This window comes from Polyangium fumosum (assembly GCF_005144585.1).
Classification (GTDB): domain Bacteria; phylum Myxococcota_A; class Polyangia; order Polyangiales; family Polyangiaceae; genus Polyangium; species Polyangium fumosum.
Map to the genome: position 1 here is coordinate 1 of NZ_SSMQ01000014.1, position 16,621 is coordinate 16,621.

The 16,621-nt window shown below is 69.4% G+C and carries 13 protein-coding genes; 7 read left to right on the forward strand and 6 right to left on the reverse strand.

From position 1 onward, the window contains the following. Nucleotides 1–538 (reverse strand): IS630 family transposase (locus tag E8A74_RS15430; RefSeq protein WP_136929771.1); only part of this gene is annotated, 538 nt, incomplete at its 3' end. Nucleotides 539–713: 175 nt separating this feature from the next. On the opposite strand from E8A74_RS15430, the gene E8A74_RS15435 reads away from it, so the two are divergent. Next, nucleotides 714–1,037: a TMEM165/GDT1 family protein gene (locus E8A74_RS15435; RefSeq protein WP_136929772.1), complete on the forward strand. Its 324-nt coding sequence runs from the start codon at nt 714–716 to the stop codon at nt 1,035–1,037. On the opposite strand, the gene E8A74_RS15440 is transcribed toward E8A74_RS15435, so the two are convergent. Next, entirely contained in the window at nt 1,028–2,341 is a 1,314-nt protein-coding gene (locus E8A74_RS15440; RefSeq protein WP_136929773.1) for an inositol-3-phosphate synthase, read from the reverse strand. The genes E8A74_RS15435 and E8A74_RS15440 overlap by 10 nt on opposite strands. Before the next feature lie 690 nt (nt 2,342–3,031). On the opposite strand from E8A74_RS15440, the gene E8A74_RS15445 reads away from it, so the two are divergent. Further along, on the forward strand, nt 3,032–3,868 hold the full coding sequence (locus E8A74_RS15445; protein WP_136929774.1) for a phosphocholine cytidylyltransferase family protein: 837 nt from the start codon (nt 3,032–3,034) through the stop codon (nt 3,866–3,868). A 7-nt stretch (nt 3,869–3,875) separates the two neighbouring features. Here E8A74_RS15445 and E8A74_RS52285 read toward each other — a convergent pair whose 3' ends face one another. Then, a complete protein-coding gene (locus E8A74_RS52285) occupies nt 3,876–4,607 on the reverse strand; it encodes a TIGR04282 family arsenosugar biosynthesis glycosyltransferase (protein WP_170229149.1) in 732 nt (243 codons plus the stop codon). Between the two features lie 214 nt (nt 4,608–4,821). On the opposite strand from E8A74_RS52285, the gene E8A74_RS15455 reads away from it, so the two are divergent. The 5 genes from E8A74_RS15455 to E8A74_RS15475 all read left to right on the forward strand — a co-directional run bounded on the left by E8A74_RS15455 (nt 4,822) and on the right by E8A74_RS15475 (nt 13,081). Next, nucleotides 4,822–6,093: a hypothetical protein gene (locus E8A74_RS15455; protein ID WP_170229150.1), complete on the forward strand. Its 1,272-nt coding sequence runs from the start codon at nt 4,822–4,824 to the stop codon at nt 6,091–6,093. A gap of 56 nt (nt 6,094–6,149) precedes the next feature. Beyond that, a complete protein-coding gene (locus E8A74_RS15460) occupies nt 6,150–8,729 on the forward strand; it encodes a HEAT repeat domain-containing protein (protein WP_136929777.1) in 2,580 nt (859 codons plus the stop codon). 241 nt (nt 8,730–8,970) lie between these two features. Beyond that, nucleotides 8,971–10,545 (forward strand): vWA domain-containing protein, encoded by a 1,575-nt coding sequence (locus E8A74_RS15465; RefSeq protein WP_136929778.1) that lies wholly within the window; start codon nt 8,971–8,973, stop codon nt 10,543–10,545. A 234-nt stretch (nt 10,546–10,779) separates the two neighbouring features. Further along, on the forward strand, nt 10,780–11,655 hold the full coding sequence (locus tag E8A74_RS15470) for a hypothetical protein (RefSeq protein WP_136929779.1): 876 nt from the start codon (nt 10,780–10,782) through the stop codon (nt 11,653–11,655). A 7-nt stretch (nt 11,656–11,662) separates the two neighbouring features. Further along, nucleotides 11,663–13,081, forward strand: a complete 1,419-nt coding sequence (locus E8A74_RS15475; protein ID WP_136929780.1) for an RCC1 domain-containing protein — start codon at nt 11,663–11,665, stop codon at nt 13,079–13,081. Nucleotides 13,082–13,120: 39 nt separating this feature from the next. On the opposite strand, the gene E8A74_RS15480 is transcribed toward E8A74_RS15475, so the two are convergent. The 3 genes from E8A74_RS15480 to E8A74_RS15490 all read right to left on the reverse strand — a co-directional run bounded on the left by E8A74_RS15480 (nt 13,121) and on the right by E8A74_RS15490 (nt 16,590). After that, a complete protein-coding gene (locus E8A74_RS15480; protein WP_136929781.1) occupies nt 13,121–14,341 on the reverse strand; it encodes an MFS transporter in 1,221 nt (406 codons plus the stop codon). Between the two features lie 62 nt (nt 14,342–14,403). Continuing rightward, nucleotides 14,404–15,315, reverse strand: coding sequence for a hypothetical protein (locus tag E8A74_RS15485; protein ID WP_136929782.1), 912 nt, complete (start codon nt 15,313–15,315; stop codon nt 14,404–14,406). 159 nt (nt 15,316–15,474) lie between these two features. Then, nucleotides 15,475–16,590 carry a hypothetical protein gene (locus E8A74_RS15490; RefSeq protein WP_136929783.1) on the reverse strand — a complete coding sequence of 372 codons (1,116 nt, stop codon included), beginning with the start codon at nt 16,588–16,590 and terminating at the stop codon, nt 15,475–15,477. Between the last annotated feature and the right edge of the window lie 31 nt (nt 16,591–16,621).

The following is a 16,621-nucleotide window of genomic DNA, read 5'->3' on the forward strand; positions in this document are numbered from 1 at the left end:
CCTTCGGCGGGTCGAGGTAGAGCTCGCAGATGCGCCGGACCTTCGGTCGAAAGTCGGGATCGGGGCTGTGCAGCCACGGACGAACCCGGTGCGGCCGGAGTCCTCGGGCCTGGAGCACCCGATGGACTGAAGAACGGCTGACGAGAATGCCTGTGCGTGCATGCAGCTCCGTGGCAATCGCGTCGAGCGTCCACACCTCCCGCAGCGGCGCCTTGCTGCCATCGGGACGACTGCACGCGATCTTCACGATCTCGCAGCGAGTTTCCAGGTCAATGCTCGGCGGACGCCCCGAACGCGGCGCGTCCAGGAGCGATTCGAGGTACGGTCGCTGCCGCCAGCGCGCGCTCCATTTGTCGACGGTGCTGACAGCGCATCCGAGCCGTCGCGCCACGCTGGCGGGACCGACTCCATCTGCCCGAAGAAGGATCATCCTCACGCGCTGCGCGAGTGCCTGCGGCGTGCTGGTGCGACGAACACACGCTTCCAGGCGCTTACGCTCGCTCGGCGAGACGTGCACAGGGGTGGCCGGCTGCGGCATGTGCCCCTGAACAGAACAACAGGGGAGGATGTTTCCATGACGAACCCTCCGTTGCTCTCGGACGAACCCGAGGAGGAGGGCGCGGAGGGATGGGAACGACTACGAACTTCCGGGATGATGTACTAGTCGGCGCGGCGAGCTTGTTCGCGACGCATGCGCGCGTCACGCTCGGCGGATGGACTGGAAGCTCTTCGCCTCGACGTTCGCCGCCATCTTCCTCGCGGAGATGGGCGACAAGACGCAGATCGCGACGCTCTCGCTGGCCGGCAGCAGCTCGTCGCGCTGGGTGGTCTTTGCGGCCTCGGCGCTCGCGCTGGTCTCGACGAGCGCGGTCGCTGTGCTGCTCGGGGAGGTCGTGAGCCGCCACGTGCCGGCGATCTGGGTCAAGCGCGCGGCGGGGCTCGTGTTCGTGGTGCTCGGCGTGATCTATCTGGTGGGCGCGAAGGAGGAGCCGGAGGCTCGTTCGGGCGAGCCCCCGTCGGCGCGTGATCAGTCGTAGTACTCGTTGCCGAGGTGGGTGATGAGGTCCTCGCCCATCATCCAGCGCATCGTGTTCTTGAGCTTCATCGACTGGATGAAGAGGTCGTGCTCCGGATAGAGGTTCGGCGCGGTCATCGGACTCTTGAAGTAGAAGCTCAGCCACTCCTGTGTGCCCGAGAAGCCCGCGCGCGAGGCGAGGTCCATGAGCAGCGCGAGGTCGAGCACGATGGGCGCGGCGAGGATCGAGTCGCGGCAGAGGAAGTTCACCTTGATCTGCATCGGATAGCCGAGCCATCCGAAGAGATCGATGTTGTCCCAGCCCTCCTTTGCGTCGCCGCGCGGCGGGTAAAACTCGATGCGGACCTTGTGGTAGAGCTTGCCGTACAGCTCCTTGTACATGTGCGGCTGCAGGATGTACTCGAGGACGCCGAGCTTCGAGACTTCCTTGGACTTGAAACTATCGGGGTCGTCGAGCACCTCGCCGTCGCGGTTGCCGAGGATGTTCGTGGAGAACCAGCCCGAGAGGCCGAGCATGCGCGCCTTGAGGCCGGGCGCGATGATGGTCTTCATGAGCGTCTGGCCGGTCTTGAAGTCCTTGCCGGCGATGGGCACCTCGAGCTTCTTCGCGAGGTCCCACGCGGCGGGGAAGTCCACGGTCAGGTTCGGCGCGCCGTTCGCGTAGGGCACGCGCTCCTTGAGGCAAGCCCAGGCGTAGATCTGCGAGTTCGAGATGCCCGGATCGTTTCGCGCGAGGCCGGCCTCGAACGCGTCGATCGACGCATGCACGTCGCCCGGCGGGAAGTAGACCTCGGTCGAGCCACACCACACGGCGACGGCGCGCGAGCAGCCCTTGGTCTTCAGGAACGTGCGGATGTCGTCGCGCACCTGCTCGACCATGTCGGCCTTCGTGGCGCCTGTCTTGACGTGCGGGCCGTGCAGGCGCTTGACGTACTCCGGGTAGAAGACCGCCTTCATCGGCGTGACCTGCGAGAGCTCGTCGCGCACCTGATCGAGGTGGCGTTGCTCGAGGACCTCGGCGTGTTGCGCGGATTCGTACGCGGTGTCCGGGAAGAGGTCCCAGCCGCCGAATTCGAGCTGATCGAGCGACGCGAGCGGCAAGAACTCGCGGATGAGGGGCGAGCGGTTGTCCGTGCGCTTGCCGAGCCGGATGGTCCCGAGCTGCGTCAGCGATCCGATCGGCAACGCCTGATTCTTGCGGGCCAACATCACGCCGGCGATCGTCGTCGTCGCCACCGCACCGAGCCCCGGCAGGAGCACGCCGAGCTTGCCCTCTGCCTTCGTGATTTCTTTCGGCTGCTTCACTCCCGCTCCTCCGTATGTCCCGTCGATCGCCCCGGGGGGGCATGTCTAGGCCAACGCCGCATGACACTCAAGCGGCGCTTGCAAACGTCGACCCACGGAGCATGACGTGCCGCGCGGCGTGTGCACGGCGTCTGCGCGATCCCCGCGGGGACACGAACGACCACGGCGCGTGGGGTCTGACCCGAACGGGGTGGGCACGGTGCAGGTCACGTCGCGGACGCGGGATCGTACGGCTCGGATCGGCTGACCGCGCGCCCCACGACGCTCGCTCGCGCGATGACGCGAACGTTCGCCGCGGGGTCTGGCAACGACGTCAGGCTGTCGCGCCACGCGCACGCCTCACCTCGCTCGTGTGCATGCGCGTGCATGTGCGCGTAACGAGGTTGCTGCGAAGTTTCAGCGCGATTTTCTGGAGCCACGCGCGTGAGGTGCGAACGCGCGGTAGCGGCGCCGCTGGCCTCCGGCTTGCTTCGAATGGAGATGCGTCTCCCTCGCGTCGCACGCCGATCCCCATCGGATGCGCGGTCGTGATGGCGCTCGGCTCCGCGCGTCGGAATCGGGCGGGTGTTGCGCTTTTGCAACACTGTGAGGCGCCGGAACACCGCGTTTTGAAAGCGGCCCGAAGGGAATTGTTTCGCAGGTAGAAGGCGTGCTACGAGGGGCGCCTTCGGATTGGGCAACGCACCTTCCATGCTTGAAAAACGAACGATGGAGCGGGCGATCGTGCTCGCGGCAGGTACCGGCTCTCGTCTCGTGAGCGGCGAGATCGCACCGAAGCCCCTCAAGCCGGTCGCCGGGGTTCCGCTTCTGGTTCGCATCCTCCGCACGCTGCGCGCCGAGGGGATCCGCGAGGTCGTGGTGGTCACGGGCTACAAGGAAGAGCTCATTCGCCGCGCGCTCGGCGAGAGCTCCCTCGGCCTGTCGATCTCGTTCGTGAGCAACACGCAGTACGAGCGCAAGAACGGCGTGTCGCTGCTCGCCGCGCGTGAGCACGTCATCCCGGGGACGCTGCTCACGATGGCCGATCACCTGTACGCGCCGGCGATTGTGCGTCGGCTCGCCGCGCTCGACCTGCCGAGCCGCGCGGCCGCGCTCGCCGTCGATTACGACATCCCGCGCTGCTTCGACCTCGATGACGCCACGAAGGTGCGCGTCGAGCGCGGGCGCATCGTGGACATCGGCAAGGAGATCGCGGCGTACGATGCGCTCGACACGGGCGTGTTCCGCATCGGCCCCTCGCTCGTCGAAGCGCTGGATCGCGTGTACGCGGCGAAGGGAGATTGTTCGCTCTCGGAGGGCGTGCGCGCGCTCGCCGACGAGGGGATGTTTTTCGCGTGCGACGCGGGCGACGCGCGGTGGATCGACGTCGACACGCCGGCCGCGCTGGAGCAGGCCGAGGCCCTTTTGCGCATGTTCGGCGACGGGCTCGATCGCGACACGTATCCGCGTCCCTCGGATCGCGTGGCGCCGGTGAGCCGCTCGTGGGCCGCGGGCTATCAGCCCGCTTCGCCTGCGGACGCCGAGTAAAACCCGTTCAGCGATTCAGGGGGCGGAGGCCCGTGCGCGCCAGGAACGCGGCGCACGCGGGCACGGCCGTCCCCGGGCCGCCCGTGCCGCTCGTGAGATCCCGGGCGAAACGATCGAGATCCTCGGGCGTATCGATCTCGTAGGTCGGCTTGAGGAGCTGCGTCTCCAACCCAAGCTCCGCGGCGCGTTTCGTCGCGCGTTCGAGCACGCCGGGCGACGTCCAGTCGACGCCGTCGAAGAGCGCGGGCTCGGGTTGTGTCGTGCCGAGGAGGTAAAGGCCGCCCGGCCCCGTCGGCCCGAGCAGCAGGCGCTTTCGCTTGGCGGCGAGCCAGAGCAGGCCTTCGAAGATCTCGTCGAGCGGCATGAACGGCGCGTCGGTCGTGACGATCACCGCGGCCTCGGCGCCCGACGTGAAGAGGTGCGCGAGCCCGTGGCCGAGCCGCTGTTCCACGCTCGTCGTGCCGGCCGAGACGACGTGTTGCCATCGTCCGGGCATGAGCTTTTGCAGCGCTGCGCTCTCCTCGTCGGACACGCTGAGCACCGCGCGATACGCCATCGGCAGGATGGCCAGCATGTTCAACGCGTCGCCGAGGAGCGCCGACGCGAATTCCGCTGCGGCCTCCGGGGAGAGCGGTGGGGAGAGGCGAGGCTTCGCCGTCCCCGCGATCGGAGCACGGGCGAGGACGCCGAGCGCGAGCCTCTGCGGGCGAACGGTGGGGCGGGCGCGATGGTCGGCCACGCCTCGTCGTACCACGAGTTTCGTGTCCTTGGCCAAGCGAGAGGAGGTCGATTCGAGGGCGGCCCCCGAGTGCGGCCTTTCTTTGTCCCGGCCTCGATTGCGTCGCGGCGGATCCTCTGAAACCATGAGCGTATCGGCTCGGCGCCCGCGGTCATGGGGGGCAGGGGCGCCGGGAGGCCCGCGGCAGGGTGTCCCCGCCGGTGAGGAGGTAGCCGTGTCCATATCGACCATCCTCGACGTCGCGATCGGGATCTCCTTTGTCTTCATGCTGCTCAGCGTGATCGCTTCGGCCGTCACGGAGGCGATCTCCGGCTTCCTGTCGCTGCGCTCCGTCACGCTGCGGCAAGGCATCGAGCGGCTCCTCAAGGACCGCACGCTGACGGACAAGGTGTATGCGCATCCGCTCATCGACGGTTTGACGAAGGACGACGACAGCGACCCCTCGTACATCCCGTCGGACCTCTTCGCGCGCGCGCTCATCGACGCCGTCGCGGGATGGAAGGACGGCACGGATCAATCGCGGCGCCCGGAGCGCATGGGCCTGCTCCGCGGCATCTTCGCGATCCCGCTCCGCGCGCTTCGAGGCTTCTTTCGCAGGCTCTGGCCGAAGGTCGAGGGCGGAGGCGAGGGCACGACGAAGAGGGCCGCGGCGAGCCTCGACGATTTCAGGAAGCGCCTCGCCGAGGCCAAGGACTTCGAGGAGGACACGCGCGTCGCGCTCACGGCGCTCGTGTCGGACGCGAGCGTCAAGACGCTCGAGGACGCAAGCCAGCAGATCGCTGCCTGGTTCGATCGCGCGATGGACAGCGTCTCCGGCTGGTACAAGCGGACGGCGCACACCCTGATCGCCGTCGTGGGGCTCTTCGCGTCCGTCGTGCTGAACGTGGACACGTTCCTCGTCCTCGACAGCCTCAATCGCGACGCCGTGCTCCGCGAGTCCGTGGCGACGGCGGTCGCCGAGAGCGTGAAGTCGGAGTCGGCTGTGGTGAAGACGGCCGCGGAGGTCACGGCGGAGCAAAAGGCGAACGCGAACGCAAAGCCGTCCGAGGTGTTCGTCGACGAGAAGAAGACCGAGGAGCTCGTGCGCAAGCGTGTCGTCGCGGTGAAGCGGGGCCTCGACGAGCTCACGTTGCCGATGGGCTGGCCCGAGGGGCGTGCGTTCTTCTGCACGCCGACGGCCGAGGTCTCGTGTGATCGACGCTCGGTGCCGGCGACGCTCGGCGGGTTCGGGCGTCGCTTCGGCGGATGGATCTTCACGGCGATCGCGATCGCTCTCGGCGCGCCGTTCTGGTTCGACCTCCTGAACAAGCTCATCAACCTGCGCGCGGCCGCGCCGACGCCCGAGAAGGCCCGTCCCAAGGAGCGCACGGCCACCGCCGAGCCGCAGCCGCAGCCGTCGGCCAGCGTGGTTACGCCCGTGCGTGAACAAGAGAGCGTACGTCCCGTCGCCACGCGGAACAGTGCTCCGCCTCCTCCGCTTTCCTGAACCTCGCGCTTCGCGAGGAGCCGGCTCGACCCACAAAACATGGTACGGTGCGCGTCGTGCGTTCGGTCACGCGCTCGATCCGCATGCGTAGCCTCGTCCGAGCCGGCCTCCTTTCGCTCGGGGTCTCGCTCTCGCTCTTCTCGGGCGGAGCGGCCGACGCGTTCGTCTGGCCCAACGTGCCCGAGCGCATCGCTCGTTCGCTCGCCTCGCCCGACGTCTCCGAGCGGCGCGCCGCGGCGCAGCGGATCGGCGAGCTCCCCTCGGAGCTCGGCGTCCCGCTCGCGCAACGCGCGCTCGGCGATCCGGACGTCGAGGTGCGGCTCGCCGCGGCCGAGGCGGCCATCGCGCTGCGTTTGTCGCGCGCTGGGGACCTCGTCATCGGCTGGCTCGGCGAGGGCGACGCGAGGCTCCGTCTCGCGGCTTGTGATGTCATCCGCTCGTCGCCCACGGATCGAAGTGTCGTGGCGCTTGGCCGCGTGCTCGGGGATCCCGACGCGAAGGTCCGTGTCGCCGCGGCGTCGGCCATGGGCAGCTCGGGTTTGCCCGACGCGGTCTCGCCGCTGCTCGGGCACCTCGACGACAGCGCGCTCGAAGTGCGCGTCGAGGTGGCACGCGCGCTCGGCAGGCTCGCCGATCCACGCGCTGTCGTCCCCCTGATCGGCAAGGTGCAGGACGCCGTGCCGGAGGTGCGTCGCGCCGTGGCGCGCGCGCTCGGCGAACTCGGGGATGCGCGCGCCACGAGCGCGCTCATGATCGCCCTGCAGGACGGCTCGCAGGACGTACGCGTCGAGGCCGTCACCGCGCTCGGCAAGCTGCGCTCGGACGAGGCCACGGCGGCGATCGCGCCGCTCCTCGAAGCGAACGCGGGGAGCGACGCGGTCCTCGCGCCGACGACTATGCCCGGCGTGAGGCCGGGGCAGGGGAGCGCGGGCGCGGGGGAGGTGCGCGCCGCGGCGCTTCGGGCGCTTGGCCGCATCGGCTCGGAGAGCGCCGTGCGTGCGCTCATCGGCGCGCTCGCGAAGGATGATCCTTCTGCGCCGCGTTCGCCGGTCCGCGAGGCGCTCGTCGCGGCGGGCAAGAGCGCGGCGCCGCAGCTCGTCGCGGTGCTGTCGGGCTCGCCCTCGCCGTCCACGGCGGCGGGCGCGGCGCTCGTGCTCGGCGCGCTCGGCGCGAAGGAGGGGCTCGATCCGACCGTGCGCGCGATGCAGCGGGGCGTCTTGCCGCTCAAGCACGGGCTCCGCGCGCTCGCGGTCCTCGGCGCATCGGAGGCGCTCCCGGCGGTGCTCGAGCTTCTCTCGGACGCGGATCCCACCGTGCGACGCGAGGCCATCCGCGCGGCCTCGGAGCTGCTCGATCCGGCGCGGCCCGACGGGCGCGCGGTCGATCCGGCGCGCGCCATGCTGCTCGACGCGGCGACCCCGCCCGACGAGAAGATCGAGCTCGTGCGGCTCCTCGGTCGCACGGGCTCGCCGCGCGCGCACGACGTGCTCTTGCCGCTCACGACCACGAAATCCCGCTCGTTCCGGCTCGCGGTCCTCGAGGCGCTCGGCGCGTACACGCCCGCGCCGCCGAAGGTCGAGGCCGTGCTGCTCGAGGCGATCGCCGACGACGCGGCGGACGTGCGGCTCGCGGCGGCGGCGTCGATCGCGCGGGCGGGCGGCCCCTCGGCTGCGGCGAAGCTGCTCGAGCGGCTCCAGGTCGCGGCCGAGCAAGATCGCGGGGCGATTGGCCTCGCGCTCGCGGGGGCGCTCTCGCGCGTGACGGATCCGGCGCTCGCAGCGCGTGTCGGCGCGGCCCTCCCGTCGTCGCCCGACGTCGCGCGGGATGCCTTGCTGGAGGGCCTCGGTCGCATGCGCGGCGAGGCGAGCAGCAAGGTCCTGCGCGGGTTCGTCGCGTCTGGCATCGACGATCGGCGCAAGGTCGCCGAGGCGCTCGCGGGGCATCCGGAGGCCGCGTCGGTGCTCGTTCCGCTGCTCGGCGACGCCGATCCCGGCGTACGCGCGAACGCTGCTTGGTCGCTCGGCGCCGTCGGCAAGAAGGACGCCTTGGCGGCGCTCACGCGTGCCGTGACCGATCCCGACGTGGCCGTCGCGGGCAACGCGGCGGGCGCGCTGGGTCGCGTGGCGGCGCGCGAGGGCGCGGCGGCCGACGTGCAGACCTCGCTCTGCCGCGCAGCCGCCGATCCGCGGCCCTACGTGCGGGCCAACGCGGTCGTCTCGCTCGGCCTCGCGGGGGCCTCGTGCGAGGCGGGGCTCGTGGTGGGCCTCCTCCAGCGGGATCGCTCCGAGGCCGTGCGCCTCGCGGCAGCCGAGGCGCTCTGGCGGGACGTCGCGCGGGCGCAGACGGGCAAGGAGACCGAGCGTCGCGCGCTCGCGCGATGTGCCGGCGAAGATCGCAACGCCACCGTGGCGAACCGTTGCGCGCGTCCGCCAGTGCGAACCCCTGGCACCGACGATGTCCTCGTGTTCGTCGCGCCCGACGGCAAGGACGAGCCACTCGCGCGCGCGCCTTACGCGCTCGTGCGGGAGGACGGGCTCCTCCGCATGGGCATCGCGGATCGGCGTGGCGCGTTCTTCGAGTTCCAGGTCCCCAAGGGGACGATCCGGCTCGCGGTCCCGGCGCAGCTCGCGCGGTAGGCGAGCGGCCTCCACAAAACCGGTTTACAGGACGAACCATTCTGTCGACCCGGCGCCCGTGGATGCGCGCGCGTGAAGCACCGGCGCCGAGGCCCTGCCCGGCGCGTCGGCCCTGTCTTTTTTCCGTGGATCTGTGTCATCTTGGGCCGGGGCGCGGCTCGTTTTTGGGGCCTCGCGGCAGAGATGCCGGGTGCGGGAGGGCACGGACCTTGCCACGCTTCCTTTCGCCTGGAGGTCTTCCATGAAGCGATCGTCTTCTCTTTCCTTCGTCTTCTCGGCGCTCTGCGCCGCCTGGATCGGCGGCCTCGGCCTTGGCCTCGCCGCGTGTGCAGCCGACGAGTCCCGCGACGACACCTCGCCGCCGGGCCTGGGTGGCAGCGGGGGCAGCGGCGGCGCTGGCGGCGAGCCGGGAGGCAGCACAGGCGGCACGACCAGCGGCGGCAATGACGAGCCGCCTCCGCCTCACCCGGACGACACCCTCGTCGCGGTCTTCGACGGCCCCGCCACGCCGCCCACCGGCTGCATGGGCGTCGATCCGTCCGAGCCGGCCACCTTTTTCGTTTCGGCCGACGACTCGAACTCCATGGCGTCGCCGGTCCACGTCCGCGATCTGCTCCGGCTCGGCATGGAGCCTTTCCCGAGCGAGATCCGAACGCACGAATTCCTGAATTACTACCGGATCCAGTATCCCGCGGCCCCGTCTGGCCAGCTCTCTCTCTTCCCCGAGCTCGAAGTCGTCGCGGATGCTCCGACGAAGCTCTATTTCCAGGTCGCCCTGCGCTCCTTCAACGTGATCCAGCCGCGAAAGCCGATGAACATCACGTTCCTCGTCGATACCTCGGGCTCCATGCAGGGCCCGGGCCTCACGCGTGCGAAGGCCACCGTGCTCGCCATTGCGTCACAGCTCGCGGCCGGCGACCTCGTGGGAATCGTCACGTGGGGCGCGGAGAACAACGTCTTGCTTGCCGATCACGTGGTCACGGGCTCGAACGATCCGGCGATCCTCTCCGTCGTCGATGCCCTCACCGCGAGCGGCGGGACGGATCTCGCGAGCGGCCTGAATGCGGGCTACGACCTCGCCCAGAAGCATTATGCGCCGGGGCGTTTGAATCGCGTGGTCCTGATCAGCGACGGCGGCGCGAACGTCGGCGTCACGGATGGCACTCGTATCGCGATGGCGGCCGCGGACGCCGACAAGGAGGGCATCTACCTCCTCGGCGTCGCCACGGGCCCCGCGCTCACACACAACGACGGGGTCATGGATCCGCTCACCGACAAGGGCAGGGGCGCGTACGTGTACCTCGATTCCGTCGAGGAGGCCTCGCGCATGTTCGCCGAGCGATTCGACGAGACCATGGACATCGCAGCCCGGAGCGTGAGCGTCGAGTTCAAGCTCCCCTGGTACTTCAAGATCCACAAGTTCTACGGCGAGGAATACGCGACGGAGAAGCCGGAGGTGGAGCCGCAGCACCTCGCGCCCAACGACGCGTTGATCTTCAGCCAGGTCCTCGAAGCCTGCGACGCGTCGGTCATCAACCCCAGCGACCCGGTCACGATTCGCGCCGTCTGGACCACGCCCATCACCTACACCAAGCAGACGACGGAGGTCACGACGACGCTCGGCGAGCTGCTCGACGCGCAAAAGATGGGACTGCCGAAGGGCAAGGTGATCGTCATGTACGCGGAGGCCCTGAAGCGGCCGAGCAAGAAGACCCTCACCGCGGCGCGCGACGCGGCCCTCGCGTATGACCCGGAGCTCGCCGATCCGGTCATCGCCGAGATCGTCTCGCTCCTCGAAAAGCACCCGCAGTTCTGAGCGGGTCACGGCACACCCGCAGGGCTTCCCCTCCCGCCGTCCCGACCTTCGCGGCGCCTGAAGGGGTTCGTTCCCTCTGCCTGCTCCAACGTGTGGGGCGCGTGAGCTCCGAGGCCCTCCCCGCGCCCGAGGCGCTCGGGCTTGTCAGCTCATCGACGCCCCTGTACGGTCCCTTTCTATGCCCGAACCCGGTCTGGAACCTTCATTCGGGCGTTGAAACAAGGAGGTTGAACGATGGGGAGCGAAGATCTCGTGAGCCAGCCGATCGCGGCGACCCCCGGGGACTCGGACAGCGCGCACAATCTGGTGAACGGCCGGCACCTGAACCCGATCCACGTGTGGGCAGCGGGCAAGGGGGCGCCGCTGCGTTTCAACGACAATGACGCGCGGCTCCCGGACCGCGGCGGCGGCGACAAGCCGTTCGGTCAAGACAATTGGCTCGTCGGGCTCGACTTCGCGAACTTTGCCGATCTCGGGAACAAGCTCGGAGGGGGTCAATTCCAGCTCCCCAGCTTCGTATGCAAGAATTTGATGTTCGCTTGTGGCCCGATCGAGGAAAATCAGATCACGCGCCTCGCGATCCTCGCGCACGGCGCGCCGGGCGGCGTCGACATCGACAATACGACAGGGTGGGATCTCAAACTCGACGTCGCGACCGCCCCGGAGATGCTGAATGCGGGAACGTTCTCGAAGTATGCGGTGCCGCTCGATCAGATCCTGAGAGTGCTCGCGTTCCGCGCGACGGTGTTCTTCATGTGTTGCAGGACCGCCGCCGACAAGCCGGGCGAAGAGTTCTTGAAGGCCATCTCCGCTCGGTGGGCGTCGAAGGAGGTCTTCGTGGTCGGATACAAAACCATTCTCTACTGCGGGTCACAAGGCAAGAAAGGGGCCTTCGGGGGCTCGTGTTATCCAGGGGCACGCGAAACACATTATGGCAATCATAAATACGGAAACGTCGTGAGGCCTTACGAGACGCTGTCGGGGTGGAACGACCTCGTCGCAAATCCTTGGGCGACGGAAATCACGCCGCATGCGACGGTGGCCTGGAGGGGGCGGATCATGAAGGATGGCGCTGCCCCCCTCGATGGCGGGTCCTTTCCGGGTCAATAGGCGTCCGATGCTCGACAACGTTCTGTTTTACCTGCCGCTCATCGTCGCGCTGCTCGGCCTTTTGTTCACGGGCGCGCTTGCACTTTGGAGCTTTCGGCGCAGGCGCTTGGCCTGGCTCGCGTTCGGCCTTGCATCGCTCGGAGCGCGGGTGACCTCGGCCCTTCAGTATGCGTCCGCCTTCGTATCCATGGCGGCGCAAGCGGCGAGACCCAGGCCCATGGACCGTCACCCGCACTCGGTCGAATTCTTGCCGCCGCGCGTGCTGGTGATTGTCGCGTGGAGTTTTTGGGTCCTCGCCGTCGTTCGTCTCGCGCGAGCGGCGCGCATGGCGGAGCCGGCCGAATCGCGGTCGTGGCGGCGACCGGCGCTCGGGCTCGTCTTGATCGCCTGCGCCATTGCAATGCTCCAGCGGGTCGATGAGCGGCTGGATGAGCTCGTGGCCGAATCCCGGCGTGCGCTCTTCGACGGGACATCCCGGCTCGCGTATCGGCCTGTCGAGGAGCCCGAGGACGTCGACGCGCTCGCGTCGATTCCGGTGCGCCGGATCGAGCTCAGCCATCGGGGAGGTGGCGTCGTCGGCGTGGCCGTGGACAAGGACGGTCGCGTCTTTCAGTGGAATGCATACGCGCGCCATGCCCCTGCAGAAGCGATCCCGCTCCCAGGCCCTCTCGGTGCGGCATTTGCGAACGAATGGCACGCATGCGGCATCACGACGGAGGGGCATGCCTCGTGCGCGCCTTTCCCCTCATGGACGGGCACGCTGGGCGTCACAAAGCGCCTTGGAGACGGCCCCGTGACCCTGCTCGACCCGGCGCCGGACATCGAGAATGGCGCGCGGATCTGCGGGCTGCTCGCCGATGGAACGGCCCGCTGCTGGGGCGCCCAAACGGTGGGCGACCTCGTGGAGATACAAGGCTTGCCTTTCGGCGCGGGCCTTCGCGCGATGACGTCCGCGTTTGGGCATGTCGGCTGTGCCGCGGGGCAAGACGGGCACGCTCGATGCTGGAGATTGCAGAGGGAGGTGCTTGGAGGCGAGGTGGCAGGGCTCGAGGACGTGATCGCGTTGTCGTCGTCCATCGAGCGAGCGTGCGCCATTGACCGGAAAAACGCCGTGGCGTGCTGGGAGCTCGATCCCGCGCAGGGACGTGTCGGGTGGACGGCTCTGCCCGTGGCAGGGCTGCGCGCCGTCCAGGTCTCCGTGGCGCCGACGCATACGTGCGCCGTGACGGTCGAGAGGAAGGTCGCATGCTGGGGGTCGAATCGGTGGGGTGAGCTTTGTGATGGCACCACGGACGATCACACGCAGCCCGTCGCCGCGGTCGGGGTTTCCGACGCCGTCATGGTGTCCACAGAGGTGGGGACGACGTGCATCCTGCGCGCGTCGGGGGCTGTCGCGTGCTGCGGCCAGCAGCGGCGCTTCGATTGAGCCCGGACAGCCCGACGGCTCCCGAGGGCGTCGTCGAAATCACCCCCGCACCCCCACCGGCTCCATTCCTCGAAACATCACCCCGACGAACACCACAGCCAGCGCAGTGAGCCCTGCCGCCAGCGCGAAATGCCCCGCATACCCGAGCGCTCCAGCGGAGAACCCGCTCGCCGCCGCCGCGACGCCGGTCGCCGCGACCACGACCGAGGCTTGCACCGTGTAATCGGCCGCCGCGTGCTCCGGCCGGCACGATTCCATCATCGCCGTGAAGAGCGACGCCGTCGCCATTCCGCTTGTCAGGTGCTCGATCCCGCACACCACCGAGAGCGCCGAAATGGAGACGGGCCGCGACGCGACGAGCGCGTAGAGCAGCACCCCGATCGCCTGCAACGTCCCGAACCCGAGCAGCGCGCGCCGGTATCCGAGCCTGCGCACGAGCCCACCGCCGAGCATCGCCCCGACGAGGCCCGCGGCGAACCCCACGCCGCCGATCATCCAGCCGACCTCCCGCATCCCGAGCCCGGCGCCGCGCGGGTCCACGAAAAAGGGCTTGAGCATGCCCGAGGCGAAATGCTCCCCCGCCTTGTAGACGAAGAGCAACCCGAGCCACGAGAACGCGCCCGGGCGCTTGAACCAGTAGGACAAACTCGGGCTCTCGCGGGGCGGCGGCGGCGCGGCGGGCGGCTCGCGAAAGACCCCGATGGGCAGCGTGGCGACGAGGAGCATCACGCCGAGGCTCGTGAGCGTGATCCGGAAGCCCGCCGCGTCGAAGACGAGCAGCAAGAGGCTCCCGCCGAGGATCATCCCCACGCGATACGCGGCCACCTGCACGCCATTGCCCCAGCCGAGCTCGTCCGCCGAGAGGAGGTCCACCGCGAGGCCGTCGGTCGCCACGTCCTGCGTGGCGGCGAGCAGGTTGATGCAAAGCACGCCTGCGCAGAGCCAGGGGATCGTCGGACCGCCCGCCGGCACGGCGAGCGCGAGGAGCAAGAGCGCCGAGAGGAGCTGGACCGGCAGGATCACGCCGCGTCGCCGCCCGAGCCTCCCTGGGGCGCGCCGGTCCATGAGGGGCGACCAGAGGAACTTCAGCATCCACGGGAGCGCGAGCAGGTGGCTCAGGCCAATGGCCGGGAGCGACAACCCCATTCGTTGGAGCAGCACCGGCAGCGCCTGCGTGAAGAAGCCGAAGGGGAGCCCCTGGGAGAGGTACAGGCTCGAGAGCAGGCCGAGCTTCGTGAGCGTGCCTTTCGTGAGCGTCACGTCCGACCTCGTGGGGGCACTGCGCGCGAGGGGCAAGGGCGCGAGCGCCCTCGCCGCGTCGATCAGAGCAAATTCATGTGGAAATGCGGCTCTGGCCCATCCCGCTCGTCCATGAGCGTCACGCCGGGCTCCTGCTTCACGGCCTCGCGCAGCGCCTTCTCCAGCGCGCCGTCCATGTTCCACGACCGCACGTCCACCGCGCCCGATTTCAGGTGCTTCGATACGTACGTCCCGCGCCCGATCTGCGCGTCGATCACCTCGCGCATCGCGCGGATCGTCCCTTTTCGTTTCTCCCCGCGGGCGACGGCGTCGCGATAAGCGTTGCGCACCTCGGTCGCCGCGGCCTTGTTCTCGTAGAGCGCCACCACGTCGTCGCCGCGCTTCAGCTTGTCGAACATGAGCTGCGCTTGCCTTTGCGGCGTGCGCGTCCCGCCCGTCACCACGAGCCGCTTCTTCGTCGCCTTGTGATACCGCGTCGCGATGCGATCGAGCCGCTTCGCGTTCGTGTCCGTGAGGCGCAAATCACGGGCCAGCACCTCCATGTGGTTCGTGCCCGCCACCTTTTGCAAGGGCTCGGGCGCGGCGTCCTTGCCGCCCTCGGCGGCGCCTTCCTGCGCCGTGACGCGGAAGCTCTTCACGTCGTCGTGCCCGCGGCACGCCTTGCACGTCCCGGCCGCGTTCTCGCCGTTCTTCAGCTTCACGTCGAGCTTCTCGACCGTGCCGCCCTTGGTCACGAGCTCGACGCGCACCTTCAGCGCGTCCTCGTAGCCGCTCTTGATCTCCACGGCGGACGCCGCGTCCTCGTCGTCGCTTTCGTCGCTCGTGTCCTCGTCGCCCTCGGCGGGCGCGCACGTCCGCAATTCGAGCTTTTCGTAGCCTTTGCCGGCCGCGCGCCACGCCGAGCAGCGCGGCGCGTCCCCCGCCTGCGCCTCACCTGACGCGACGACCATCCCCACGAGCAGCGCCGCGGACATCCCCCACGCACGCAACCACGTTTCTCGGCGACCGAGCACGACGACAACCCTTCCCGCCGGGCCCTTCCGGCGCCGGCACAGACGCTTTCGCGCGCTCGCCCGCTGCCACAAGGACCATCGCGTGTCAAGCGTGACGGCCGCGACCCTTGAAACCGCGGCTCATCGACCGACCTTCATCACGCTCCCGCCGTTCGTCGCGTCCACCCAAAAAATACACGCTTTTCCCAGCGCGAAACGCGAAAGGCCCGTCCGCCCGCTCGCATGCACGCGCGGCGCCTCGTCCCCGCAGCCGGCCGTGGGACAGCTCCGGATCGCGCCGCTCATCGTGTCGCTCCAGTACACGCGCCCCCCGGAGACAGCCACGTCGAAGGGTTTGTCCCCGGCCTCCCCGGGCGTGATCGCCGTGGGCCCGCTGCAATACCCACCCTTGGGACACCGCTGGATCGTGCCGCCCGGCTGCCATGACGGGTAATAAAATGAATCGTTGTCCACGGCGACGGACGTGGGGAAGACGAGCGCGCCTGCGACGGACGTCGCGGCTCCCCCGGACGAACCCTGGTAGATCGCGCCGTTGCCGTTGCCATTGCCGAGCTCGACCCAGAAGAGCTGGCCGCCGCTCGTCAGGATCGTGTCCGATCGAAAAAGCCCGGTCGCATACTCCTTCGGCGCCGCGCAGTCGCCCGGCGCGCAGCCGTACACGCGGCCGTCGCTGTCCGCCGCGCCGCGATCCGTCCAGTAGACCGAGGCCCCGTCGAACGCGACGCGCCCGATCGTACCTTGCGCAACCGAGGTCGCGAGCTTTTGCCGGCTCGCCATGCAGTCCTCCGCCGCGCAGGACCAGAGCCCCTCGTCGTCCCCGTAAAACACGTTTCCGTCGCGCACCACGAGGCAACGCGGCGCGACCGCGCTCGCGAGCGTCTCCGGCGCCTCCGCGCCCGCGACGAACCGCATCACCTCGCCGCCCTCCTGGTTCACCCAGTACACGCCGTCGCTCCCGACCACGAGATCCGCGGCGCCGAGCGCGAACGACGGCCCTTCCGCGACAGGCACGGGCGCGCATCCGCCCTCGGGACACGGATCACAATCGAGCACGAGCGACCCCGGACCGCCGCCGCCGCTGCCGCTCATGGTGCTGCTCGTGGTGCCGCTCCCGCCGCCGGCCGCGGCGCCCGGCAGGCCCGCGCCGAGGCGGTCGAGGTCGAGCCAGCAGGCGGCCGTCGGAAGCGCGATCGCCGCGAGCAAGAGGCCGGAAAGGAAGCGTGGGCGCGGAAGCATCGCCGCAGTGTAACCCGCTCGCGGCGCGGTC